Source organism: Streptomyces sp. NPDC037273 (assembly GCF_055603625.1).
In genome coordinates this window covers 93,258-115,971 of record NZ_JBVJVO010000017.1, presented here as the reverse complement: position 1 = coordinate 115,971, position 22,714 = coordinate 93,258, and the positions used below count along the sequence as shown (strand labels likewise).

Sequence of the window (22,714 nt, the reverse complement as noted above, 5' to 3'; positions counted from 1 at the left end):
GGTCGAGTGCATTGGTGAGTTTCTCGTACACAGCGGCGGACGAGGAGAAGAGCAGAGGCGTCCGGCGCATGAAGGCGCTGGCCACCTCCCTGCTCGTCGGCGTCGCCGCCGTCTACGCCCTGGCGACCTGGGCGGAGAACGCCGGCTGGGGCGCCTGGACCGGCTACGTCGCCGCCGCGGCGGAGGCCGGCATGGTCGGCGCGCTCGCGGACTGGTTCGCGGTGACCGCCCTCTTCAAGCGGCCCCTCGGCCTCCCCATCCCCCACACGGCGATCATCCCCACCAAGAAGGACCAGCTCGGCGCCTCCCTCGGCTCCTTCGTCGGCGAGAACTTCCTCTCCGCCGACGTCGTACGCGGCCGACTCCACGCCCTCGGCATCAGCCGCCGCCTCGGCGCCTGGCTCGCCGACCCGGCCCACGCCGACCGCGTGACGGCGGAACTGTCGACCGCCCTGCGAGGCGCCCTCACGGTCCTCCGGGACTCCGACGTCCAAGCCGTCGTCGGCGAGGCCATCACCCGCCGCGCCGAAGCCGCCGAGATCGCCCCCGGCCTCGGCAAGACCCTCCAGAAGGTCGTCGCCGACGGGGCCCACCACCGCGCCGTCGACCTCGTCTGCACCCGCGCCCACGACTGGCTCGTCACCCACGGCGAATCCGTCATGGACGCCGTCCAGGGCGGCGCCCCCGGCTGGACCCCCCGCTTCGTCGACCGCCGCATCGGCGAACGCGTCTACAAGGAGCTGCTCCGCTTCGTCACGGAGATGCGCGACATGCCCGGCCACCCCGCCCGCGGCGCCATCGACCGCTTCCTCACCGACTTCGCCGCCGACCTACAGGCCGACACCGACACCCGCGCCCGCGTCGAGCGCCTCAAGTCCGAGCTCCTCGCCCGCCCCGAAGTCCAGGACATCATCAGCTCGGCCTGGTCCTCCGTCCGCTCCCTCATCATCGCCGCCGCCGAAGACGACCACAGCCAACTCCGCCTCCGCGCCCGCGCCTCCCTCATCTCCCTCGGCACCCGCCTCTCCACCGACGCCCGCCTCCAATCCAAGGTCGACGGCTGGGCCGAAGACGCCGCCACCTACATCGTCACCACCTACCGCCACGAGATCACCTCCCTCATCACCGACACCGTCGCCGGCTGGGACGCCACCCAGACCTCCCGCAAGATCGAAGCCAACATCGGCCGCGACCTCCAGTTCATCCGCATCAACGGCACCGTCGTCGGCGCCCTCGCCGGCCTCCTCATCCACACCCTCACCCACGCCGCCGGCGCCTGACGCGCCAGAATCAGCCCTTGCCGCGCACGACGGCCCAGGACGCCACACCCATCCCCCCAGCCACGGAGAACACCGCCGGCCACGCCCCAACCCTCTTCGCCAGCGGATGAGACCCCCCAAACGCCGCGACATACGCCACCGTCAGCCCCACAGCCACCTTCGTCCCCCCGACCCGCTGCCACTCCCTCGCCGACACAACCCCGGCCCCCGCCAGCACCACACCACCGAGCGGCCTCTTCTTCGTCCACCGCGCAACGGCATAACCACCCACGAGCCCGGCGGCAGCGACGGCGGGGGAGGAGATACGGGGCATGACGGGGCCTTTCTCGTAGGTCTGCAGTGCGTCGAGCCTACGAGTCGTGGGCGTCCTGCGGAGCAGTCGGGGCTGTGAGGTCCGTCGGCGACTATGTAACGGATGCCCGCAGGAGGGCGCCGGCATCCTCTGTCAGCCCGAATTCGTAGAGCTCAAGCGCGATGAGTATCACTTCCTTCTCGGGACGGCTCCGGCCGTTGATCCCGATGACGGTGTCAGCAAGCAGGGATTCCTGTTGACGCAGAAGAGCGATCGATGCAGCGCTTTCCAGCGGAGACAGCGATGCCGATGCCTCTTGGAGCCAGGAGACTGCGTGGCTTGTCTGGCCGCTTCCGAGGAAGCTGGCTGCCGTGGCAGCCAGCTGTCGTGCGGCTGCGATGTCGCGGGCACTCCGCTGCCGGTCTTCTGATCCGGAGGGGACCGGCAGCGGAGTGGTCCTCACGAAATCCGCATGCGGGACGGAGTGGCGGACCGCAAGTGCCGGGGCTGCGGCGGGCTTCTGGTGGGCGAGCAGCCGGCTGTTCTCGCTTCGGAGTCGCGCGTTCTCCTGGAGCAGCGGAGAGCAGGCCCGGCAGAACGTCGGCTCGGCGGCAGTGTAGATCTGGCGCACATCCTCCAGAGCAAGGCCCACTGCGTTACTTCCGGCCTTCTCGACTGCGAGGGCGTAAAGCTCCTCGACGAAGCCGATCGGAGGCTTACGCCCGCCGCTGCGGTAGCGGGAGAGCTCGCTGGGATCCTTCTGCCAGTTCCTCGGGGCCAGGAGCTCTGAGACTTCCGCTAGGGAGACGACGGCCAAGTGCTGATAGAGCGTGCCGATGGTGCTGGCAAGAGCCCGCCTCCCAGGAGGTAAGTCGGCTCTGATCTTGAATCTCGGTCCCATCTGCGGCATCACTGGTCCCTGTGGGAGTGGTCAATCCATTCTGCACCAAGCGTCTTTGACTACCTCAGGCGCAAAGTGGCTAGGGGGTGGACGCTGTCAGGCGGGGCCGGGCTCAATGGGCGGGCCAGCCGGATGTTCCGGGGTGCCGTGCGGTCGAGGCCCGTGCCTCTGAAGCGCGGCTTGGCACGTGCTATGGGAGAGCGGAGGCCGTCGTGATGATGCCGTCGTGGCTCGATAAGACGTTCGGTAGCAAGGTGCGGGCGGGCCTCTGGCTGGCGTCCGTCGTGGGCGAGGGCAATGTGTTCACGAAAGCGGAACTCCGGGCTGCGTTCCCTGAAGTGGCCCAGATCGACCGCCGCGTGAGGGATCTCCGTGATCACGGCTGGCAGATCGATACCCGACGGGAAGACGAATCGCTCAACCTGGATGAGCAGCGGTTCGTCAGGCAAGGCGCGGAGGTATGGCTTCCCGGCCAGGCTAAGTCACCCAAGGAGAAATCCGGGCTGACTGCGGCTCAGCGGACGAAAGTGCTGCTGGCGGACAGCTTCCTCTGCCGGTCCTGCGGTATTGGTGCGGGTGAGCCGTTCGGCGATGGCGGGCAGGACGCGCAGCTTGATGTGGCGCGACGGCAGGTTCTGGGACCGGATGGGATGACTCAGACCCAGCTTGTGACTGAGTGCAACAGATGTCGGGTCGGTGGCCGCGAGCGACTGGTGGACCTCCGGGATGTCATCGGCACCCTGGGTCGCTTGTCGCCCCTGGAGCGTGCGGTGTTCGCGGGCTGGATGGATGCTGGCCGCCGGAACCCGAGCCCGATGGAGCGGCTGTGGGGTGAGTGCCGCACTCTTCCTGAGGAGTCGAGAAACGCGGTGCGCGATGCGCTGCGCAGCATGGATCAGTAGCTGACGAGGGGAAGCAGAAGCAGATGACACAGGAATTTTCGCGGCCGCCACGCGCCGACGAGTTCAGCGAGCTGGTCAGGAAGAGGCTGGACGATGTGAGGAGTTCCGGGGGCACCAGGGAGACGGTGACAGTCGACTGGAACGGTCAGCCGCTCCACTGCGAGGTGATCGAGTACCCGATTGAAGCCCTCTACTACAATCCCGGAACCCATCGCATCAGGGCGCAGCGGAGCCACGTGCCGGCGAAAGACGAGGCTCTCGACAGGGACCCGTGGGACGGTGAGAGCCAGGCGTACCTGCAGTTTCTCCTCGCAGCAGATCCGGCCAACCCCGATCGGCGGGATCCGGACTTCGAGAAGCTGAAGGAGAGCCTTCAGCAGTTCGGGCAGAACGACCCTGGCCTGATTACGCACCACGGCGTTCTGGTCAACGGCAACACCCGAACGGCAGCCCTTCGTGAGCTCGGGCAGCAGACGATGCGTGTTGGTGTGCTCCCCGAGTCATTTACCTGGGCTGATGTCAACTCCGTGGAGTTGGCACTCCAGCTCCGCCGTGACCACCGGCGTGACTACTCGTACATCAACCGACTGCTTGCGATGGAGGAGCAGGCCTCACTGGGGAGGACACCGGAAGCCATCGCCAAGGACTTCCGTATCCGGGTGTCCACGTATCAGCAGGAGCGGTGGATTCTCAGCACGATCAGGGAGCAGATCGAGCGCAGTAGGAGCGGGGGCGGCACAGGGTTGCGTCTCGTGGATTTCGAGGATCATCAGGAGAAGCTCAAGGAACTGCACAGGGCCTACGAGAAGCTGGCTGTAGTCGAGCCTGATCGTGCAGATGTCCTGCGGGAACTCCGCATGACTGCCATCATCCTGGGCTTCGCGAAGACGGATGTGCGGCACATCGACGAGAGCTTCCGCGATCGGTACCTGTCGCGCACGATTCCAGCGTCGATGGTCGGCGTACCCGCTGAGCAGGAGTCGGTCACCGTTCCTGGCCTTGGCGTTTCGCTTCCTGGTCCATCATCTGCCGTGTCTGCTGCTCGCGCGATCAGCGACAAAGTGCTTCGGGCCAAGGCGACTGTTGGTACAGGCGGTTCCGTCGTTCCGGAACAGGACAGGCGGGAGGCCAGGGAAGTCTATGAAGGGGTAAAGGAGGCCTTTGACAAGGCAATTGATGCAGCCGGCCGCGATGCCCGGCTGAAGAAGCGCAAGCAGATGGCGCCAGCCCGGCTGGCTGATGCCTGTGCCGACATCGAGCAGACCGTCGTTGAGCTGGTGCAGGCGCGTGCCTCACGCAGCCTGGACGAGGAGGCGTTCGACGAGGCTGTGCTGAAGCTGCGGGAAAGCCTTCGTAAGCTCGCGCACCAGGCCGGCAGGGGGACCGCGACGCCAGGTAACGGTGTTGCCTGGCTGCTTGAGGCTGTCTCGCTGGAGGCGTCCTGATGCTCGAGGCCGCTGAACCGGTTTCGCTCCGTCTTGACTTCGATGAGACGCGTACCAAGGTCGTGCTCCGGACGACCGACGACTACCGTGACGATCTCGTCCGGCTGGCTGCCCGATTCCGGTCAGGTGGTCAGACTGGCCCCCTCGCGGCGGTCGTAGAGCTCAACGATCTGCTTGGCGGGCTGAACGCACTCTCTTTCTGGCCCGACGCTGCTGGCGTCGAGTGGGCTCCGGAACTGCAGGAACTCGTCGTCGGGGTACTTGAGGATGCCAGGGCGGCTCAACAGCGCCTGGAGCAACCCGACAGCGCAGAGGAAGTGCTCCCGGACGAAGTCCCCTTTCTGCTCGGGGACGAATGGAAGGCTGACCTCAGTGACTTTCAGCGGCGGGATATCGCAAAGCTCCTCTCGCTCCGGCACGGGGCTAACTTCAGTGTTCCCGGGGCTGGTAAGACTCGTGTAGGACTAGCGGTGTACGCGACGCAGAAGGCGCAGGGCAAGGTCAACAGGCTGCTTATCGTCTGCCCGAAGTCGGCCTACGAGTCATGGCAGTATGAAAGTGCTGTGTGTTTCAGGCATTCGTTGCGTACGGACATCCTGGACAAGGCGTACGACCAGTGGGCGGAAGTGCTGATCGTCAACTATGAGCGGCTGGATCGCTCTCTCGCCATGCTGGCAGCATGGCTCAAAGCGTCTCCCTCGATGATCATCCTCGATGAAGCGCACCGTATGAAGCTCGGTGCCCGTGGGACGTACGGCGCGGCCTGCATGGCGCTTGGTCCGCTCGCCAGGAGGCGGCTCATCCTCACCGGTACCCCGGCACCGAATGGCGCCAAGGACTTGGAAAATCTCCTAGGGTTCGTCTGGCCAGGGCATGGGCAGCGGACAGTGACACAGGCAGTGGCTGGCGGCGACCTTGCGCATGCGAGCTCTGTGCTGCGCCCTCTCTTCACCCGCACGACCAAGCAGGAGCTGGGGCTGCCGCCGATGTCTCTGCATATGCGGTACGTCGACCTGCCGCAGCTGCATGAGGAGATCTATGCGTCCCTGGTTGGCGGAGAGGGCAGCGCGGCCGCACGGGACGACCTCAGCGCCCTGGGCAAGACAGCTCTGCGTCTGCTGATGGCTGCTGTGTGCCCGGCTCTGCTGGTAGAAGGGGGGAACCGCTATGACCCGCTTGCTTACCAGCTGCCTCCGCTGGAGGTGCCGAAGGGAAGTTCGCTCTACTCGCTGATGCAGAACCTGCCGGATCATGAGATGTCTCCGAAGTATCAGGAAGCGGCCTTCATTGTTGCTGAAAATGCGAGAAGAGGTAGAAAGACTCTCGTCTGGACAACTTTTGTAAGGAGTCTCGCAACCCTGGAAAGGCTGCTCGCGCGATTCAGTCCTGCGGTTGTGTTCGGAGGGACTGCTGATCGTGAGGATCAGTTGCGGAAATTCCGCGAGGACCCGGACTGTATGGTGCTGATTTCTAACCCGGCGACCCTGGGTGAGGGAATTAGCCTGCATCAGGTGTGCCATGATGCCGTATATGTGGATCGGGATTTTATGGCTGGACGCTTTCTGCAGAGCATGGACAGAATCCACCGCCTTGGGCTGGCGCCTGAAACGGACACGAATGCCACGGTTCTCGTGGCGCGCAATACTGTCGACGAAGTGGTGATGACCAGGCTTGAGCGAAAGCTTGAGTTCATGAGCAAGATCCTCGATGATCCTTCCGTCCAGCAGCTGGCGGATCTGGAGGAGGAGCCATCCGTCGCGGCGGGGCTGGCGCCGACCGACATGGAGGCCTTGCTGGGGCATCTGAGGGCGAACCCGGAGCGTTGAGCCAGCCCTCGCTGGCGAGAGTTTCACTGCCTGGGACCTCCCGGGTGTCTGCAACTGCAAACTCGCCGACCCTTGTCGCGGCAAGTGACGGCAAGCTAGCGTCGTTGGTCGAACAGTGAAGCGTAGGACTAGTGCGCGATTTAGAGGGGTGCTGTGGTGGAGGCTGGCCTGAGCTGGCGGGACGAATCGCTGGGTGCGCGCGTCCGTGTCGCGCTGTGGCTGCGGGACGAGGTTGGCGAGGGGGCGGTCTTCTCGAAGGCGTTGATGCGCGAGGCGATCAAGGGTGCGGAGCAGGTGGATCGCCGCATGCGTGATCTGCGCCCCGCAGGGTGGGAGATTCTCACCTATCGTGACAAGCCGAGCCTTCAGCCGGATCAGCTGTACTTGGGCAAGATTGGTTTGCCGGTCTGGGAGCCGGAGTACCGCGCTGCCGGCTTGCGGCAGATCAGCGCGAAGACCAGGCGCTATGTGTACGAGAGGGACGGCCACATGTGCCGTCGCTGCGGGGCTGCCGCGGGTGAGCGGTATGCGGACGATCCGGGTGCCTTCGCCCGGCTTACTCTCGGGCATGTGAATCCGCACCAGTCTGGGGCGGGCGCGAATGCGGAGGACTTGATCACGGAATGCGCCCGGTGTAACGAGACGGTGAAGCACCTTACTGGTGTGCAGATGACCAAGGGGCAGGTCTGGGACCGGATGAAGGAGCTTCCCGTGCAGGGCAAGCGCCACCTGCTGGCGTGGATGAAGGCGGACTTCCGTCCGCTGAGTCCGGCTGAGAAGACGTGGGGGATGTACCGGCAGCTGCCCGCCGCCGTGCGTGAAGAGCTGGAAAGCGACCTTGAGACTCTCATGAAGAGCTGAGCGCGGGGCGTCTCGTGGTTGGTTCCGTCGTTGTTGTCGGTGCGGGATGCGACACTTGCATGTCTGCAAGCACCGCACCTGGAGGGGTCCATGGGTACCACCGACCACAAGCTGACCTCGATCGAGATCTGCGCGGGTGCCGGTGGCCAAGCTGTTGGGCTTCACCAGGCTGGCTTCCGGCACCTCGCACTGGTCGAGATCGACAAGCATGCTGTCGAGACGCTGAGGCACAACATCGAGAACCGTCCAGACTGGCGCTGGGAGAAGGAGCACTGCCTCATCCGGGAGGTGGACGTCAAAGAGTTCCGCCCGCTCGAGGAGGTGCGGGTACCTCTGCCGGTGGAGGAGGGCGGGACTGGGGGGACGGACGAGAGCGTCCTGCTCAAGCCGCGCCAGCTCGACCTTCTGGCTGGCGGCGTTCCCTGTCCTCCGTTCTCTGCCGCGGGGAAGCAGCTTGGCCGTGAAGATGAGAGGGATCTCTTCCCCACGATGCTGGACCTTGTTGACGAGCTCCAGCCTCGAGCGGTCATGATTGAAAACGTACGAGGCCTGCTTGAGCCTGAGCGGAAATTCCGCTATTACCGCAATCACATCAAGAACCGGCTCCGTAAGTCCGGTTACGTTATCTGTGGTTGGCGTGTGCTCGAGGCGCAGAATTTCGGAGTGCCGCAACTGCGGCCTCGTGCCATTCTGGTCGCTATTCGGGAGGATGAGTACCGGGGGTTCTCCTGGCCTGAGCCGCAAAAGGAAATCGCGACCGTCGCGGAGAAGCTGGCGCCTTCGATGGCCAGGCGGCTGGGTGGCGAGGATTCTCCTCGTTACAAGGAATGGCTGAAGAACGCGAGCACGGGTACGGTCGCTCCTACGCTGGTCGGTGGATCCAAAAAGCATGGGGGCGCGGACCTCGGCCCGACGAGAGCGAAGAAGGCATGGGCCGCGCTCGGCGTAGACGCGATGGGTGTAGCTAACGACGAGGACAAGATGGTTGATCCTGACCGGGACCTCGGAACCCTGGAGCGAGGACCCAAGCTCACCGTTGCGCAGGCGGCGATTATTCAGGGATTCCCGGAGGAATGGGAGTTCAAGGGGGGCGGGAAGACCGCACGCTACCGGCAGGTCGGCAACGCCTTCCCGGCGGGTGTTGCCGCAGCGGTCGGTGCAAGCATCCGGGAGGCACTGACCCGGAGCGGTCCGCTGTGCGAGGATCCCACCCCGGATTTTGAGCCGGAGGATGATCCGTCACTCGTGGCGGCCGAGCTTCCTCTCTAGTAGTTCTTGCCGGCGGGCGAGGACAACCCGGAGAACAGTGCTGGCACATTCCTCGGGCGACTGATGCTCCCAGAAGCGCAGAACAGTCCAGCCCGCGTCGCTGAGGCGGCTGTCGGTGTCCCGGTCGCGGGCCATGTTGCCCGCGACCTTCTCCGACCAGTAACCGGGATTCGTTTTCGGCGACACATAGTGCTCAGGGCATCCATGCCAGTAGCACCCGTCGACGAAGACGGCCACCTTCGTCGGGCGGAAGACGATGTCAGCGGTGCGGCGCAGGTTGGGAATGGGCTTAGCTGCTACCCGGTACCGGAGCCCTTGGGCATGTAGCAGGCGGCGCAGAAGCCGCTCCGGTTTGGTGTCCCGGCTCCGAATCGCCTGCATGTTGCGGCGCCGTGCTGCTGAGGATGCCCAGGAGCCCGCAGGCGGGACCCAGGGCCCGTCCTGGTTCAAGTGCTCGCTCCTCTCAGCACGTCCAAATTACTCCTGCGGACCCCCGTGGCACTCCCCGTACGTCTCCCCCGAGCCGCACCAGCAGGCCGCCCCCTGCGCCGGGGGCCACGCCGTGGCGCGGGCCCTGGCGGCCAGGGTGGTCGCGTATTGGGGGAGGAGGTCGGCGTTGGAGGGTGGGGTGGATTCGGAGGCGGCGAAGGCTTCGTAGGAGGGGACGGTGGCGCGGACGATGCCGAGGTTGGGGGTGCCGGCTTCGGAGAGTTCGCGGAGGGAGGCTTCGATGTCGGTGAGGTGGGCGCGGTAGGTGGGGTATTCGGCTTCGAGCTCGGGGTACGAGGCGAGGAGCTCGTCGAGTTCGTGCTCGGGCCAGTGGAGGACGGCTACCGGGAAGGGGCGGGAGAGGGCGGTGCGGTAGGTGCCGAGTTCGGAGCGGAGGCGGGTGATCTCCGCTTGGAGTTCGGCGGGGTCGGAGGAGCCGAGGGACCAGAGGCGTTTCGGGTCGTGGAGTTCGTCGAGGGCGACCGTGCCGGTGTGGAGGCGGTCGGCCTGGTGGTCCCAGTCGTCGTGGGCGAGGGCCAGCATGCGGCGGATGCGGTGGCGGGTGGTGATGAGCGACAGGGTGGGGTGGGGGAGGTCCGTGGGGGTCGCGAGGAGGGTCGCGGCTTCCGTGAGGGTGGACTCCGCCGCTTCCAGTTCGTCGTGCGCTTCGAGGGTTTCCGCCGTGATCTCCCAGGCCGCCGCGTCCGTGGGCCGGGCGCGCCGGATGCCGTCGATGATGGCGCGGGCCTCGGCCTCGTGGCCGTACTCCCAGAGGTTGGCGGCCTTGAGTGACCTGATAAGGTGGGGGTTGGCCGGCTCGCCGGACAGGAGCTCGTCGTAGAGGGCCGTCGCGCCCGGGCGGTCTCCCGCCAGTTCCAGGTGGGCCGCGGCCTGGAGGTAGAGGGGTTCCCGGTCTCCCGGGTACTGCGCGGCCGTGCGCAGGAGGCGCTCGGCTTCGGTGGTGTGGGCGGCAGGAGTGTCGGGGCGCATGCCGTCCACCGTACTGCTGTACGGGCCTGGAGAGTTGGCGCCCCAGCGCTTAGGGTGCCCGGCGTGCGGGAGCGGGTACGGGAGCGGGTGCCGGTCGTCGTCCAGGGCCGTGGGCGGCGGCGCGCGGGCGCGCGCGTCCTGTGGGTCTGCGCCGAGACCGTCGTCACCTGCGGGGTCGTCGTCCTCCTTCTCGTCGTCCATCAGCTGTGGTGGACCAACCAGGAGGCCCGCGCCGAGGCCCGCGAGCAGGTGGGCGTGCTGGAGCGGGAGTGGGCGGGGGAGTGGGGTATGTCTCCTCCGCCCGGGGAGGAGACGGAGGACGGGCGGGATGGATCGGCCGGGGTGGGTGCGGGGGCTGCCGAGGAGCCCGGGGAGTCCGCCGTCGGGGAGGGGCGTCGGCCCTCGCGGGAGACGCCCGGGCGGGCGCCTTCCGCCGCGTTCGCGGTGCTTCGGATTCCGCGGATCGGGTTGACGGCTCCGGTGGCGCACGGGGTGTCGAAGAGGGGGGTGCTCGACAAGGGGTATGTGGGGCAGTACGCGGGGACGGCGGAGCCGGGGGCGGTGGGGAACTTCGCGTTGGCGGGGCATCGGAACACGCATGGGGAGCCGTTCCGGTACATCAACCGGCTGGGGGTGGGGGACGAGATATCCGTGCGTACGCGGGCGCGTACGTATGTGTACCGGGTGGACCAGGTGCTGCGGGCCACGTCGCCGCGGGACGTGGGGGTGATCAGGGCGGTGCCGAGGTCGATCGTGAAGCCGTCGTACGGGTACGGGGAGGCGGGGGCGTATCTGACGCTGACGACGTGTACGCCGGAGTTCAGCAGCGCCTACCGGCTGGTGGTGTGGGCGCGGCTAGTGTCGGCGGGGTGATCAGAGGCAGGCCGGGGTTGTGGTGGCTGGTTGTTCCGTACGTGCTGTTCGTGGTGGCGTTGCCGCTGGTGGGCGGTGGTTCGGCGTTCGTGTTCTGGATGTTGGGGGCGACGGTGTTGACGCCGTTCTCGGTGGCCCTGGCCAGGCGGAGTGACCGGCGCGGGCGGCGCGGGACGGGTGGGGCGCGGTGAGCGCCGGGGCCGTCGCGGTGTCCGTGTTCGCGGTGTTCATGGTGGGGACGGTGGTCCTTGGGCTGCTCGCGGTGCGGCGGCAGGAGGGGGGCGGGCTCGACGGGTGGTCGGTGGGTGGGAGGTCGCTGGGGCCGGTCTTCATCTGGGTGCTGATGGCGGGGGAGGGGTACACGAGCTTCAGCTATCTGGGTGCGGCGGGGTGGGGATACAACTACGGCGCGCCCGTGTTGTACGTCGTCGCCTATATGTCGTGCGGCTATGCGGTGGGGTACGTCGTCGGGCCGATGTTGTGGGGGTATGCGCGCAAGCATGGGCTTGTGGCGTTGAGCGACATGGCGGCGCACCGGTATCGGAGGCCGTGGTTGGGGGCGGCGGTCGCCGTGTTGGCGACGGTGTTCCTGCTGCCGTACATCCAGCTGCAGATCACGGGCATGGGTGTGGTCGTGTCGACGATCTCGTACGGGACGATCGGGCTTGAGTTCGCGTATTTCCTGGCGTTCGCGGTGACCACGGGGTTCGTGGTGGTGAGCGGGCTGAGGGGGAGTGCGTGGGTGTCGGTGCTGAAGGACGCCCTTGTGGTGCTGACCCTGGGGTTTCTGTTCGTGTATGTGCCGGTGCACTACTTCGGCGGGTTCGGGGAGTTCTTCGGGCGGCTCGCGGACGAGAAGAGGGAGTGGCTGAGCCTGCCGGGGCACGGGGGTGGGACGAGTGGGTACGGGGTGGGCTGGTTCGCGTCGACGACGGTCCTCAACTCGCTGACCGTCGTCATCTTCCCGACCACCGTCGCGGGGTACCTGGGGGCCCGGGACGCCGACACGCTGCGGCGCAACGCCGTGTGGCTGCCGGCGTACAACGTTCTGCTGTTCGTGCCGATGCTGCTCGGGACGGCGGCCCTGTTCGTGGTGCCGGGGCTTGTGGGGGCTGAGTCGAACCTGGCGCTGTTCCAGCTGGTGACGGACTCGCTGCCGGCGTGGGCGGTGGGGGTCGTGGGGGTGGCGGCCGCGCTGTCGTCGATCGTGCCGATGGCGGTGTTCATGCTGGTCATCGGGACGATGTGGGGGCGGAGCGTGCTGAGTCTCGTGCCACGGCTGCGGGCGCGGGAGAAGGGTCTCTCGCAGGGGGTGGTGGTCGTGGCCGGGGCGCTGGCGCTCGTCATGACGTACACCGCGCCGAACACCCTCGTACGGCTCTCGCTCATCTCGTACGAGGGGATGGCGCAGCTGCTGCCGTTGGTGCTGCTGGGGCTGGTGTGGCGCCGGATGACCCTGGTGGGCGGGGTGAGCGGGCTCGTGGTGGGCGTGGTGATCGTCTGTGGGCTCGTGTTCTCCGGGAACGACCCGCTGTGGGGCGTGAACGCCGGGCTGCTCGCTCTCGTCGCCAACCTCGCCGTCGCCGTGGTGGTCAGTCTGCTCGGGCCTCGGGAGCGGTCCGACGAGCGGCCCGACGCGGACGTCCTCGCGCTGGAGGAGTACACCGAGGCGGCCGTACCCGTACGGGCCCCCGTACGGGCCCCCGTACGGGGGTGAGCGGGCGCGGTTTTCACGCGTGGCGCCGGCCCAGTACGAGGGTGAGGGCCGCGCCCGTGAGGGCGAGGGCCGCCGAGGTGAGGAGGGCGGTGTCCGGGTTGGCGGGGGCGAGGGCGAGGGTGAGGGCGACGCCGGCGGAGGAGCCGATGTAGCGGGCGGTGTTGTTGGCGCCGGAGCCCATGGCGGCGCGGTCCGGGGGGACGGAGTCGACGGCGAGGCGGGGGAGGGCTGCGTTGAGGAGGCCGCTGCCGGCGCCGGCGGTGAGGAGGCCGGGGAGGAGGCGGGGCCAGGGGCCGTCGAGGCCGCCGAGGAGGGCGAGCACGCCGGCGGCGGACAGGGCGAAGCCGAGGGCGAGTTGGTACGGGGCGGACAGGCGTCCCGCGAGGCGGCGGGCCTGGAGCGCGACCACGAAGGCCGTGCCCGACCAGAGCACGAACAGCCAGGCGGCGCCCAGCGGTGACATGCCGGCCCCGCCCTGGAGCAGCGCCGGTACGACGCTGAAGAGTCCGATGACGGCCAGGCCGGTGAACAGCGCGCCGAGGGTGGACGCCAGGAAGGCGGGCCGGCGGAGCAGGGCGAGCTCGACCATGGGCGTACGGCTCCGGTGCTCGACCGCGACGAACGCGGCGGCGAGTGCGGCGGAGGCGAGGAGGAGCAGGCCGACGGAGGGGCGCAGCCAGCCGTCGCGGCCGAGGGTGAGGGCGGTGAGCAGCGCCGCGAGGGCGAGGCCGAGGGTGAACGCGCCGGGGATGTCGGGCCGGGGGCGCGGGCCCTGTGGCCGGGTGTCGTGGGCGAGGGCGCGGCTGCCGACGGCCGCGATCACGAGGGCGGCCGCGCCCAGTGCCCCGTACGCGAGGCGCCAGTCGACGAGGCTCAGGGCGCCCGCGAGGAGCGGGCCGAGGGCGATGCCGCCGCTCACCGCCGCGCCCCAGACGCCGGTCGCCCGGATGCGGTCGCGGCCGGCCGGGTGGGCCTGGGCGAGCAGGCCCAGACTGCCCGCGAGGACGGCCGCGCTCGCCGCGCCCTGGGCGGTCCTGGCCAGGGTGAAGGCGAGGGTGGAGCCGGCGAGGGCGCCGAGGGCGGTGGTGACGCCGAGGGCGAGGGTGCCGAGGAGGAAGACGCGGCGCCGCCCGTGCGCGTCGGCGAGGCTGCCGGCCACGAGGAGGAGGACCGCGAGGCCGAGCGGGGTGCCGTTGAGCAGCCAGGCCTGTGCGGAGGCCGGGGTGTGGAAGGCGGTGGCCATGGCGGGGAGGGTGAGCATCGGCGCGGTGTAGTTCATCAGCGCGACGGCGGTGGCCGCGGCGGTGACGGCGAGGGTGGCGGCCGGGCGGGGGGTGCGGGCCGGGGTGGCGGCGTCGGCCGTGGTGGGGCGGGGTGTGGTGGGGACGTTCACGGGCGGGACCTCCACCGGGTGGGTTCGGTGAATGAACTCATGAAGGGGGAGAGCTCACCGTACCAGCAAGGTTCGTTCAATGAACCCTGATTGCGTACGATGGGTCCCATGGCTCTCGGCAAGGACTACGCCCACCAGCAGTGCTCCATCGCCCGCGCCCTCGAAGTCGTCGGGGAGCGCTGGACCCTGCTCGTCGTCCGGGACGCCTTCTACGGCGTCCGCCGCTACAACGACTTCCTCGTTCACCTCGGCGCCCCCCGGGCCGTCCTCGCCGCCCGCCTCCAGGCCCTCGTCGAGGCCGGTGTGCTTGACCGGCGGCGCTACCAGGAGTCGCCGCCGCGCGACGAGTACGTGCTGACCGAGCGCGGGCTCGCCCTGTGGCCCGTCCTGCGGTCGCTGGGGGCCTGGGGGAGGGCGGAGGTCGCGGGGGCGCTGCCGGTGCGGCACTTCCACCACGCCGGGTGCGGCACGGAGCTCGGCGCGTACGGCGAGTGCCCGGCGTGCCGGGTCCCCGTGCCGCCCGGCGAGGTCGAGATGCGGCCGGGCGCCGCGCTCGATCCGGACCCGCAGGACCCGGTGAGCCGGGCCCTGCTCGGACCCCGCAGGCTCCTCGTACCGCTGGAGATCTCCGGAACGGGAACTCCGGCGGGGGCTCGTGCGTCCTCACGGTGAGACGCGGCGCGACCAGCGCGCCGGAGGGCACGGACAGGGGGTGGTGGTGATGACGGCGAGGGACCTGGTCCTGCGCGTCCTCGCGCCGCTGTTCTTCCTGCTCGCCCTCGCCGACCTGCTCCTCTCGGACGGGGCGAGCGTCTCCGCGGCCGTCGTCCTCGCCGCGACCACCGTCGTCTGCGCCCTGATCGGGGCGCGTACGGCTCCGGCGGTGCCGCCCACCGCCGTGCGGACGGCCATTCGCGACCGCGAGCGGCGTACCGCCTTCCTGCCGCAGCGCGATCCGGACGCGGCCGGGCGCAGAAGACCCCGAGCTCCCGGCCGTCGCCTTCCGACGGCCGCGTAAGGGAGCCACCGCACACACCACGGACAGGCCCGCACGCGGATCCGTCATGCCGAGAAACGACATCTCCCCGGCACGACGAGACCCCATGGAGGGCTCCCCTTGTCCGTCTTCGCTTCCCTGGTCGAGCGGCTCGCCGACCTGCTCCAGCCGCTCTTCGCCACCACCGCCACGGCCGCCGCGATCGTCCTCTTCACGATGCTCGTACGGCTCGCGATCCATCCGCTGTCCCGGGCGTCGGCCCGCGGTCAGAAGGCCCGCACCCGGATCGCGCCGGAGCTCGCGGCGCTCCGCAAGAAGCACGCGAAGGACCCGGAGCGGCTGCGGAAGGCGATGATGGAGCTGCACGCGCGGGAGAAGGTCTCGCCGTTCGCCGGGATCCTGCCGAGCCTGCTCCAGGCGCCCGCGTTCCTGCTGATGTACCACCTGTTCTCGGGTGACCGGATGGCCGGGCACACCCTGTTCGCCGCGCCGCTCGGCGACCACTGGGCGGACGCCCTCGCGCACGGCGGGGTGTTCGGGCCGGCCGGGCAGGTCTATCTGGTCCTGTTCGCGCTCGTCGCCGCCGTGGCCACGTTCACGTACCGGCGCACCAAGGCGCAGCTGGCCGCCCAGCCGCTCGACCTGGGGCAGCCGACGCCGGGGGCGGGCGCTATCGCCAAGGTGATGCCGCTGCTGTCCTTCGCCACGCTGATCTCGGTGGCCGTGGTGCCGCTGGCGGCCGCCCTCTACATCGTCACCAGCACGGCGTGGACGGCCGTCGAGAGGGCCCTGCTGTTCCGCACGGCGGACGGGGAAGGGGTCGCGGGCGCGGTTGCTACTCGCGCGTAAGGGTCCAGTGTGTGAACGGGGTCTTGCAGAGTGACCCTTTCTCTTGGAGGATCGACCAATCCTCCGATGGCCGCACTCCATCGGCCGGGGCACTGCAGGGCCCTTCCCGGGCCCACCTCGACCACAGGGAGAAGACCATGAAGCTGCTGCGCGTCGGGCCGGCGGGAGCCGAGCGTCCCGCCCTGCTCGACCAGGACGGAACCCTCCGTGACCTGTCCGCCCTCGTCGACGACATCGACGGCGGCCTGCTCGCCGACGCCTCCGCGCTCGACCGCGTACGGGCCGCGGCGGGCGCCGGCGTGCTGCCCGCGCTCGACGCCACCGGGCTGCGCGTCGGCCCGCCGGTCGGCCGGATCGGCAAGGTCGTGTGCATCGGGCTGAACTACCACGGCCACGCCGCCGAGACCGGCCAGGCGACCCCCGCCGAGCCCGTCGTCTTCCTCAAGGCCGCCGACACCGTCGTCGGCCCCGACGACACCGTGCTCGTGCCGCGCGGCTCGGTGAAGACCGACTGGGAGGTGGAGCTCGCGATCGTCATCGGCCGCACCGCCCGCTACCTGGAGACCGACGAGGAGGCCCTCGCGCACGTCGCCGGCTACGCCCTCGCCCACGACGTCTCCGAGCGCGAGTGGCAGATCGAGCGCGGCGGCACCTGGGACAAGGGCAAGAACTGCGAGACCTTCAACCCGCTCGGCCCCTGGCTCGTCACCGCCGACGAGGTGCCGGACCCGCAGGCGCTCGGCCTGCGGCTCTGGGTCAACGGCGAGCTCAAGCAGGACGGCCACACCTCCGACCAGATCTTCCCGGTCGCGGAGGTCGTCCGGTACGTCAGCCGGTTCATGACCCTCTACCCCGGCGACATCATCAACACCGGCACGCCCGCCGGTGTCGCCATGGGCCAGCCGGAACCCAAGCCGTACCTGCGCCCCGGCGACGTCGTCGAGCTGGAGGTCGACGGCCTCGGCAGGCAGCGCCAGGAACTCAAGAGCGCCTGAGGGCCCTGAAGGGCACTTGAGGTGAAATCGGCGGCGCCCCGCGTGGGGCGTCGCCATTTTCGTACCATTTTTGCATATTGCCGGATATGGAACGAATCTCGTACGAGCGGCGGCGCGACCGGCGCCGTCTCGCCCTCATCGCGGCGTCCACGGTCGGGGCCACCGCCCTCGTCGGCGCGCTGGCCGTCACGGGTCACGCCGATCCACTGCCGGGCGGTCTCGGCCCCTGCAAGCCCGGCAAGTGCCCGACCGATCCGTACCCGGACCCCGGCAGCGGCACCGTCACGTTCCGGGACAACAACATCAACGTGTTCGTCGGCGGCGACATGCTCGTCCGCGAGGCGGCGGCCGAGGCCGAGGGCAAGGTCGTGGTGCTCGGCGGCTTCGACCAGAACAAGAAGGCGGGCGTTTCCGCCGTCTACAACGTCGGCGTCGCGGGCGTCGGCTCCCGCGTCCCGCCCGAGAACGACACCGACTTCCTCACCGTCGGCAAGGACCTGACGGTCGCCGCCGGCCAGCGGCTGCTCGCCGAGGAGGGCACGATCCACGGCCTCGTGCGGTACGCGGGAGACCTCTCCGGCACGGTGAGCCCCACCCCCGTCCAGGACGACGCGGCCGCCGGCCCGTACACCGCGCTCCGTGACCAGCTCACCGAGGCCAGCCAGTGCTACGCCTACGTGAACGGGGCTCCCCGCACCCCCACCGGTACCGCCGTCAACAACGGCAGCGAGACCGTCTTCACGGGCGACGGCGCCTCGCCGCTCCAGGTCTTCAACGTCGACTTCGACCTGGAGTCGGCGAGCAAGGGCCAGCAGGGCATCGTCTTCGACGGCATCCCGGCGAACGCCACGGTCCTGGTCAACGTCCTCGGCGCGAACCGCACCGTCGACTCGTACGCCGACCACCTGCCGGACGGCCTGCGCGAGCGGCTCCTGTGGAACTTCCCCGACGCGACGGCGGTCAAGTTCGAGGGCACGGCCCAGTTCTCGGGCAGCGTGCTGATCGGCAACCAGACCAGCACGACGACGGTGACGATGCCCGGCATGAACGGCCGCTTCTTCACCACCGGCAACCTCACCCACTCCTCGGAGCCGGGCGGTGGCGGCGGCCAGGAGATCCACGCCTACCCGTTCAACGGCGACCTGCCGTCCTGTACGGACCCGAGCCCGACGCCCACGCCGACGGACCCGACGCCGACCCCGACCGACCCCACGCCCACCCCGACGGAGCCGACACCCACGCCGACGGAGCCGACACCGACCCCGACGGAGCCCACGCCGACCCCGACGGAGCCGACGCCCACGCCGACGGACGACTCCAGCGGCGGCACCGCGGACGGTGGTTCGAGTGACGGGGGCTCAAGTGACGGCGGCTCCACCGACGGCGGCGGTGGTGGCGACACCGGGGGGAACCACGGCCCGGACCCCCACTTGCCCGACACCGGCGCGGGCACCGGGAAGATCGTCATGGGCGCCACCGCGGCGGGCCTCGCGCTCGGCGGCGGAGCCCTGGTGTTCGTCACCCGCCGGCGTCGTCGTACGAGCTGAACGGCGAGGAGGCGGCCTCACAGCCGCACGGTCACGCCCTCGCGCGCCGACCGCGCCGCCGCCTCCAGGACATCGAGGGCGGCGGCGGCCTCGTGCGCGGTGACCGGGTTGGGGCCGGTGCCGCGCACGGCGGCGGCGACGGCCGCGTAGTAGGCCGGGTAGTCGCCGGGCAGGGACTCGACCGGGGTGCCGCCGCCGGTGAGCGGGGACTCCCCGGAGCCGATGCGGCCCCACAGCTCCGGCGGCTCCACGCCCCAGGCCGCGCCGGGGGTGGGGCGCAGGCCCTCGCGGAGGGCGGCTTCCTGGGGGTCGAGGCCGTACTTCACGAAGCCGGCGCGCTGCCCGAGCACCCGGAAGCGGGGGCCGAGCTGGGCGGTGGTGGCGCTGACGTACAGGTGGGAGCGGACGCCGCTCGCGTGGGTGAGGGCGAGGAAGGTGTCGTCGTCGGCCTCGGCGCCGGGGCGGCGGACGTCGGACTCGGCGTAGACGGAGACGATCGGGCCGAAGAGGACGAGGGCCTGGTCGACGACGTGGCTGCCCAGGTCGTAGAGGAGGCCGCCGATCTCCTCGGGCGCGCCGGACTCGCGCCAGCCGCCCTTGAGGCGCGGGCGCCACCGCTCGAAGCGGGACTCGAAGCGCTGGACCTCGCCGAGCGCGTCCTCGTCGAGGAGGCGGCGGAGGGTGAGGAAGTCGTTGTCCCAGCGGCGGTTCTGGAAGACGGAGAGCAGCAGGCCCCGCCGCTCGGCGAGGGCGGCGAGCTCGCGCGCCTCGGCGGCCGTGCCGGCGAGCGGCTTGTCGACGACGACGGGGAGGCCGGCTTCGAGGGCGGCGGTGGCGACGGGGACGTGCGTCTTGTTCGGCGAGGCGACGACGATCAGGTCGAGGTCGTCCGTCCCCCGCTCCCACAGCTCCTCGGGGCGGGCGGCGACCCGGACGCCGGGGTGGGCGGCGCGGGCCTCGGCGGCGCGCTCGGGGTTGCCGGTGGTGACGGCCGCGAGGAAGAGGCCGTCGGAGGCGGCGATCAGCGGGGCGTGGAAGACGGAGCCCGCGAGGCCGTAGCCGACGAGTCCGACGCGGAGCGGGTTACGGGGGGCGGTGCGGGTCATGCCTCTCACTTAAGCAACGCCGTTGCCAAAGTGCAAGCGACGGCCACAATGGGGGAGTGAGAAGAGACCTGATGGGCGTGGACGCGCCGGCCCCGCGCAGCCACAACGCCGCCCTCGTGCTCGATCTGCTGCGCACGGCGGGGGAAGCGGGCATCAGCCGCCTCGAACTGGCCGAGCGGACCGGCCTCACCCCCCAGGCCGTCAGCAAGATCACCGCCCGGCTCCGCGCCGACGGTCTGGCCACCGAGGCAGGCCACCGCGCCTCCACCGGCGGCAAGCCCCGCACGGTCCTGCGCCTGGTCCCCACCGCCGGGTACGCCGTCGGCGTCCACCTCGACCGCGACGAACTCACCACCGTCCTCGCCGACCTCGCGGGCGCCGCCGTCTCCCTGCGCCGCCGCCCCGTGGACCTGGGCGCGGGGACGGGCCGGGTCCTCGACACGGTGACCGAGGAGGTACGGGCCCTGCTCGGCGCCGTCCCGGCCGGCGGGACCGTGCTCGGCGCCGGGGTCGCCATGCCGGGCCCCCTGGACCACCGGGCCGGGACGCCCGGCCGCGTGACCGGCTTCCCCGAGTGGGACGGCGTTCCCGTGCGGGACGAGCTGGCCCGGCGCCTCGGCCTGCCCGTCGTCCTCGACAAGGACACCAACGCCGCCGCCCTCGGACTCGCCCTGCGCCCCGCCGCCCCCGCCTCCTTCGCCTACGTCCACCTCGGTACGGGGCTCGGCGCGGGTCTCGTCCTCGGCGGCGCCCCCCTGCGCGGGGACAGGACCGGTGCCGGCGAGCTCGGCCACCAGACCGTGCAGCTCGACGGGCCCCCGTGCGACTGCGGCGGACGCGGCTGCCTTGAGGTGCTGTGCCTGGCGGCGGTGGCGCGCGGCGAACGCGCCGAGGCGGCGCGGATCCTCGGCGCCGGCGCCGCCAACCTCGTACGGCTCCTCGACATCGACCAGATCCTCCTCGGCGGGCGCGTGGTGCTCGGCGCGCCGGACGTCTTCGCGGACGGGGTGCGCGAGGTCCTGGCCGGGCTGGGTCTGACGGCCCCGGTGGCGGTCGTGGCGGAGCCGGAGACGGGTGACACCGAGAGGCCGGAGACGTACACCACCGTCGCCGAGGGCGCCGTCTGGCTCGCCCTCGGTCCGATCTTCGGTCAATAGGCTGATCGGGCGGAACATGCTGGCCGTCCAGGGGTGAGCCCGGTGTCGCTCCCCGTCGCCCCCGTCCCGGCATGGCAGCGTCGCGGCCGACCCGTACGCCCGCGAACAGCGAAGGCCCCGCCATGGCAGCAGCCCCCCAGAGCCGGCGACAGCGCACCGCCACCGCCGCGACCGTGGCGGCCGCCACGGCGACCCTCTTCGCCCTGGCGGGCCCGCCCCACCCGGCGGTCGGCGCGCCCGCGCCCGACCCGCCCGCCGCGCCCGCCTGCGGGGCCGTACCGGACACCGGGTTCCCGATCGACACGCGGATCCACGGGGGGCCGGCCGAGTATCCGGCGGGCGGGCCGCTGCGGGAGTGGCGGCTCGATCTGACCAACACGACGGAGGCGCCCTGCTCGGGGGTCCATCCCGTGCTGGTGTTCACGGACGGCGAGCGGGCCCTGCGGCCGGCGCAGATCCGCTTCGAGTTCTACGACGCCGGGTCCGCGCGCTGGCGGCGGGTGGCCTTCGAGGGGACGGAGGAGGCCGAGAGCGTGGGGGCGTTCGCGGACTTCGGCGGCTTCGTGGTGCCGGCGGGCGGGACGCTCACCGTTCCCGTACGGCTGGCGTTCACGGCGGACGCGGTCCCCGACGAGGTGGTCGTGAACGCGGCGATCGTGCAGCGCAGGGGCGCGGACGGCGACTGGATCGGCGAGTCCGGCGACTACCGGCTCACCGTCGGACCGGCCGAGCCCGCCGGACCTGACACATCCGACCCGGCCGAGGTGCCGGGGAAGGAGCGCGGCGGACCGGTCACCGTCCCCGGCGGGACGGACCCCGGCGCGGGCCTCCCGCGCCCCGAACTCGCCCGCACGGGCCGGGGCTCCGACCGCGACGCGCCGGCCCTCGGCGGGTTCGCGGCGGGGCTCGTCCTGCTCGGCGCGGTGCTCGTCCGGGCCGGCCGGCGGGCCCGGCACCGCTGAGCCACGCTCCGTACACCTTCCCGTTCACTCCCGTCTGCGACCATCCGTCCGTGAACTACCAGAACACCCCAGGCGCCCCCGTCCGTTCCGGTGTCCCCGAGCACGGACGCGTCCCCAAGTACTACGCGGTCAAGGCGAAACTGACGCTGCTCGTCGACGAGTTGGGCGAGGGCGGGCCGCTGCCCACCGAGCGTGACCTCGCGGTCCGGTACGAGGTCTCCCGCGAGACCGTCCGGCAGGCGCTGCGCGAACTGCTCCTGGAGGGACGGCTGCGCCGCCAGGGCCGGGGCACGGTCGTCGCGGGCCCGAAGCTCGAACAGCCCCTGTCGCTCGCCAGCTACACGGAGGGCGTACGCCGCCAGGGCCGCCGCCCCGGCCGCAGCCTGATCTCGCTCGACCGCTTCCCCTGCCCGGAGGCGCTGGCCCCCGAGGTCGGCGCCGAACGCGGCGCGCCCGTCTGGCACATGGAGCGGGTGCTGCTCGCCGACGACGAGCGGGTCGGCCTGGAGAGCACGTACGTCTCCGAGGCCCGCGCCCCGCGCCTGGACGAGGAGTTCGACCCGGACTCGTCCTTCTACGCGTACCTCCACGACCGCCTCGGCATCTCGTTCGGCGACGCCGACGAGCGCATCGAGACCGTCCTGGCGACCCCCCGCGAGGCCCTGCTCATCGGCACCCCGCCGGCGCTGCCGATGCTGCTGCTCCACCGCGTCTCCCGGGACACCGAGGGCCGGCCCCTGGAGCGGGTGCGGACGCTCTACCGGGGTGACCGCTTCAGCTTCACTGCGCATCTGGGGCGGCAGAGGTGACGGAACGGCGGATCACGGAACGGTAACGGGTCTGGTCCAAGCTTGTCGGTTCGT

At 70.4% G+C, this 22,714-nt stretch carries 22 protein-coding genes; 16 read left to right on the top strand and 6 right to left on the bottom strand.

Annotated features, from left to right (window positions below; all coding sequences use genetic code 11):
• The first annotated feature begins 11 nt into the window (after positions 1-11).
• Complete coding sequence (locus tag ACZ7G1_RS33155; RefSeq protein WP_470876524.1) at positions 12-1,280, top strand: DUF445 domain-containing protein; 1,269 nt, start codon at positions 12-14, stop codon at positions 1,278-1,280.
• Between the two features lie 10 nt (positions 1,281-1,290).
• On the opposite strand, the gene ACZ7G1_RS33150 is transcribed toward ACZ7G1_RS33155, so the two are convergent.
• Positions 1,291-1,593, bottom strand: coding sequence for a hypothetical protein (locus ACZ7G1_RS33150; protein ID WP_470876523.1), 303 nt, complete (start codon positions 1,591-1,593; stop codon positions 1,291-1,293).
• A gap of 91 nt (positions 1,594-1,684) precedes the next feature.
• The gene (locus ACZ7G1_RS33145) at positions 1,685-2,482 is read right to left on the bottom strand and encodes a hypothetical protein (RefSeq protein ID WP_470876522.1); all 798 of its coding nucleotides are present in this window, start codon (positions 2,480-2,482) and stop codon (positions 1,685-1,687) included.
• Positions 2,483-2,688: 206 nt separating this feature from the next.
• Between ACZ7G1_RS33145 and ACZ7G1_RS33140 the strand changes: the two genes are divergently transcribed.
• From ACZ7G1_RS33140 to ACZ7G1_RS33120, 5 genes are all read left to right on the top strand, one after another.
• The gene (locus ACZ7G1_RS33140) at positions 2,689-3,375 is read left to right on the top strand and encodes a hypothetical protein (protein WP_470876704.1); all 687 of its coding nucleotides are present in this window, start codon (positions 2,689-2,691) and stop codon (positions 3,373-3,375) included.
• A 23-nt stretch (positions 3,376-3,398) separates the two neighbouring features.
• The gene (locus ACZ7G1_RS33135) at positions 3,399-4,820 is read left to right on the top strand and encodes a hypothetical protein (protein WP_470876520.1); all 1,422 of its coding nucleotides are present in this window, start codon (positions 3,399-3,401) and stop codon (positions 4,818-4,820) included.
• Positions 4,820-6,646 carry a DEAD/DEAH box helicase gene (locus ACZ7G1_RS33130; protein ID WP_470876519.1) on the top strand — a complete coding sequence of 609 codons (1,827 nt, stop codon included), beginning with the start codon at positions 4,820-4,822 and terminating at the stop codon, positions 6,644-6,646. The genes ACZ7G1_RS33135 and ACZ7G1_RS33130 overlap by 1 nt, the downstream gene beginning before the upstream one ends.
• A gap of 156 nt (positions 6,647-6,802) precedes the next feature.
• Positions 6,803-7,507 (top strand): HNH endonuclease, encoded by a 705-nt coding sequence (locus tag ACZ7G1_RS33125; protein WP_470876517.1) that lies wholly within the window; start codon positions 6,803-6,805, stop codon positions 7,505-7,507.
• Positions 7,508-7,597: 90 nt separating this feature from the next.
• Positions 7,598-8,776, top strand: coding sequence for a DNA cytosine methyltransferase (locus ACZ7G1_RS33120; RefSeq protein ID WP_470876515.1), 1,179 nt, complete (start codon positions 7,598-7,600; stop codon positions 8,774-8,776).
• Here the strand turns inward: ACZ7G1_RS33120 and ACZ7G1_RS33115 are convergent.
• Positions 8,747-9,226, bottom strand: coding sequence for a very short patch repair endonuclease (locus ACZ7G1_RS33115; protein WP_470876513.1), 480 nt, complete (start codon positions 9,224-9,226; stop codon positions 8,747-8,749). The two genes, ACZ7G1_RS33120 and ACZ7G1_RS33115, sit on opposite strands and share 30 nt — an antisense overlap.
• Before the next feature lie 27 nt (positions 9,227-9,253).
• The gene (locus ACZ7G1_RS33110) at positions 9,254-10,255 is read right to left on the bottom strand and encodes an SEC-C metal-binding domain-containing protein (RefSeq protein ID WP_470876511.1); all 1,002 of its coding nucleotides are present in this window, start codon (positions 10,253-10,255) and stop codon (positions 9,254-9,256) included.
• Between the two features lie 63 nt (positions 10,256-10,318).
• Between ACZ7G1_RS33110 and ACZ7G1_RS33105 the strand changes: the two genes are divergently transcribed.
• Together ACZ7G1_RS33105 and ACZ7G1_RS33100 are read left to right on the top strand one after the other, a co-directional pair.
• A complete protein-coding gene (locus tag ACZ7G1_RS33105) occupies positions 10,319-11,128 on the top strand; it encodes a class E sortase (RefSeq protein WP_470876509.1) in 810 nt (269 codons plus the stop codon).
• A gap of 229 nt (positions 11,129-11,357) precedes the next feature.
• Positions 11,358-12,845: a sodium:solute symporter family protein gene (locus ACZ7G1_RS33100; protein WP_470876703.1), complete on the top strand. Its 1,488-nt coding sequence runs from the start codon at positions 11,358-11,360 to the stop codon at positions 12,843-12,845.
• Positions 12,846-12,858: 13 nt separating this feature from the next.
• Here ACZ7G1_RS33100 and ACZ7G1_RS33095 read toward each other — a convergent pair whose 3' ends face one another.
• Positions 12,859-14,238 carry an MFS transporter gene (locus tag ACZ7G1_RS33095; RefSeq protein ID WP_470876507.1) on the bottom strand — a complete coding sequence of 460 codons (1,380 nt, stop codon included), beginning with the start codon at positions 14,236-14,238 and terminating at the stop codon, positions 12,859-12,861.
• A 108-nt stretch (positions 14,239-14,346) separates the two neighbouring features.
• On the opposite strand from ACZ7G1_RS33095, the gene ACZ7G1_RS33090 reads away from it, so the two are divergent.
• The 5 genes from ACZ7G1_RS33090 (at position 14,347) to ACZ7G1_RS33070 (ending at position 18,626) form a co-directional block, all read left to right on the top strand.
• A complete protein-coding gene (locus ACZ7G1_RS33090) occupies positions 14,347-14,910 on the top strand; it encodes a winged helix-turn-helix transcriptional regulator (protein WP_470876506.1) in 564 nt (187 codons plus the stop codon).
• 49 nt (positions 14,911-14,959) lie between these two features.
• Positions 14,960-15,256, top strand: coding sequence for a DUF6412 domain-containing protein (locus ACZ7G1_RS33085; protein ID WP_470876504.1), 297 nt, complete (start codon positions 14,960-14,962; stop codon positions 15,254-15,256).
• A 99-nt stretch (positions 15,257-15,355) separates the two neighbouring features.
• A complete protein-coding gene (locus ACZ7G1_RS33080) occupies positions 15,356-16,084 on the top strand; it encodes a YidC/Oxa1 family membrane protein insertase (RefSeq protein WP_470876502.1) in 729 nt (242 codons plus the stop codon).
• A 137-nt stretch (positions 16,085-16,221) separates the two neighbouring features.
• Positions 16,222-17,079 (top strand): fumarylacetoacetate hydrolase family protein, encoded by an 858-nt coding sequence (locus tag ACZ7G1_RS33075; protein ID WP_470876500.1) that lies wholly within the window; start codon positions 16,222-16,224, stop codon positions 17,077-17,079.
• Between the two features lie 86 nt (positions 17,080-17,165).
• Positions 17,166-18,626, top strand: coding sequence for a choice-of-anchor A family protein (locus ACZ7G1_RS33070; RefSeq protein ID WP_470876499.1), 1,461 nt, complete (start codon positions 17,166-17,168; stop codon positions 18,624-18,626).
• 17 nt (positions 18,627-18,643) lie between these two features.
• Here the strand turns inward: ACZ7G1_RS33070 and ACZ7G1_RS33065 are convergent, their stop codons facing one another.
• Positions 18,644-19,732 (bottom strand): Gfo/Idh/MocA family oxidoreductase, encoded by a 1,089-nt coding sequence (locus ACZ7G1_RS33065; RefSeq protein ID WP_470876497.1) that lies wholly within the window; start codon positions 19,730-19,732, stop codon positions 18,644-18,646.
• A gap of 71 nt (positions 19,733-19,803) precedes the next feature.
• Between ACZ7G1_RS33065 and ACZ7G1_RS33060 the strand changes: the two genes are divergently transcribed.
• The 3 genes from ACZ7G1_RS33060 to ACZ7G1_RS33050 all read left to right on the top strand — a co-directional run bounded on the left by ACZ7G1_RS33060 (position 19,804) and on the right by ACZ7G1_RS33050 (position 22,660).
• The gene (locus ACZ7G1_RS33060) at positions 19,804-20,889 is read left to right on the top strand and encodes an ROK family transcriptional regulator (protein WP_470876701.1); all 1,086 of its coding nucleotides are present in this window, start codon (positions 19,804-19,806) and stop codon (positions 20,887-20,889) included.
• Between the two features lie 122 nt (positions 20,890-21,011).
• A complete protein-coding gene (locus ACZ7G1_RS33055; RefSeq protein WP_470876495.1) occupies positions 21,012-21,851 on the top strand; it encodes a hypothetical protein in 840 nt (279 codons plus the stop codon).
• A 50-nt stretch (positions 21,852-21,901) separates the two neighbouring features.
• A complete protein-coding gene (locus ACZ7G1_RS33050) occupies positions 21,902-22,660 on the top strand; it encodes a GntR family transcriptional regulator (protein ID WP_470876494.1) in 759 nt (252 codons plus the stop codon).
• Positions 22,661-22,714: the final 54 nt, after the last annotated feature.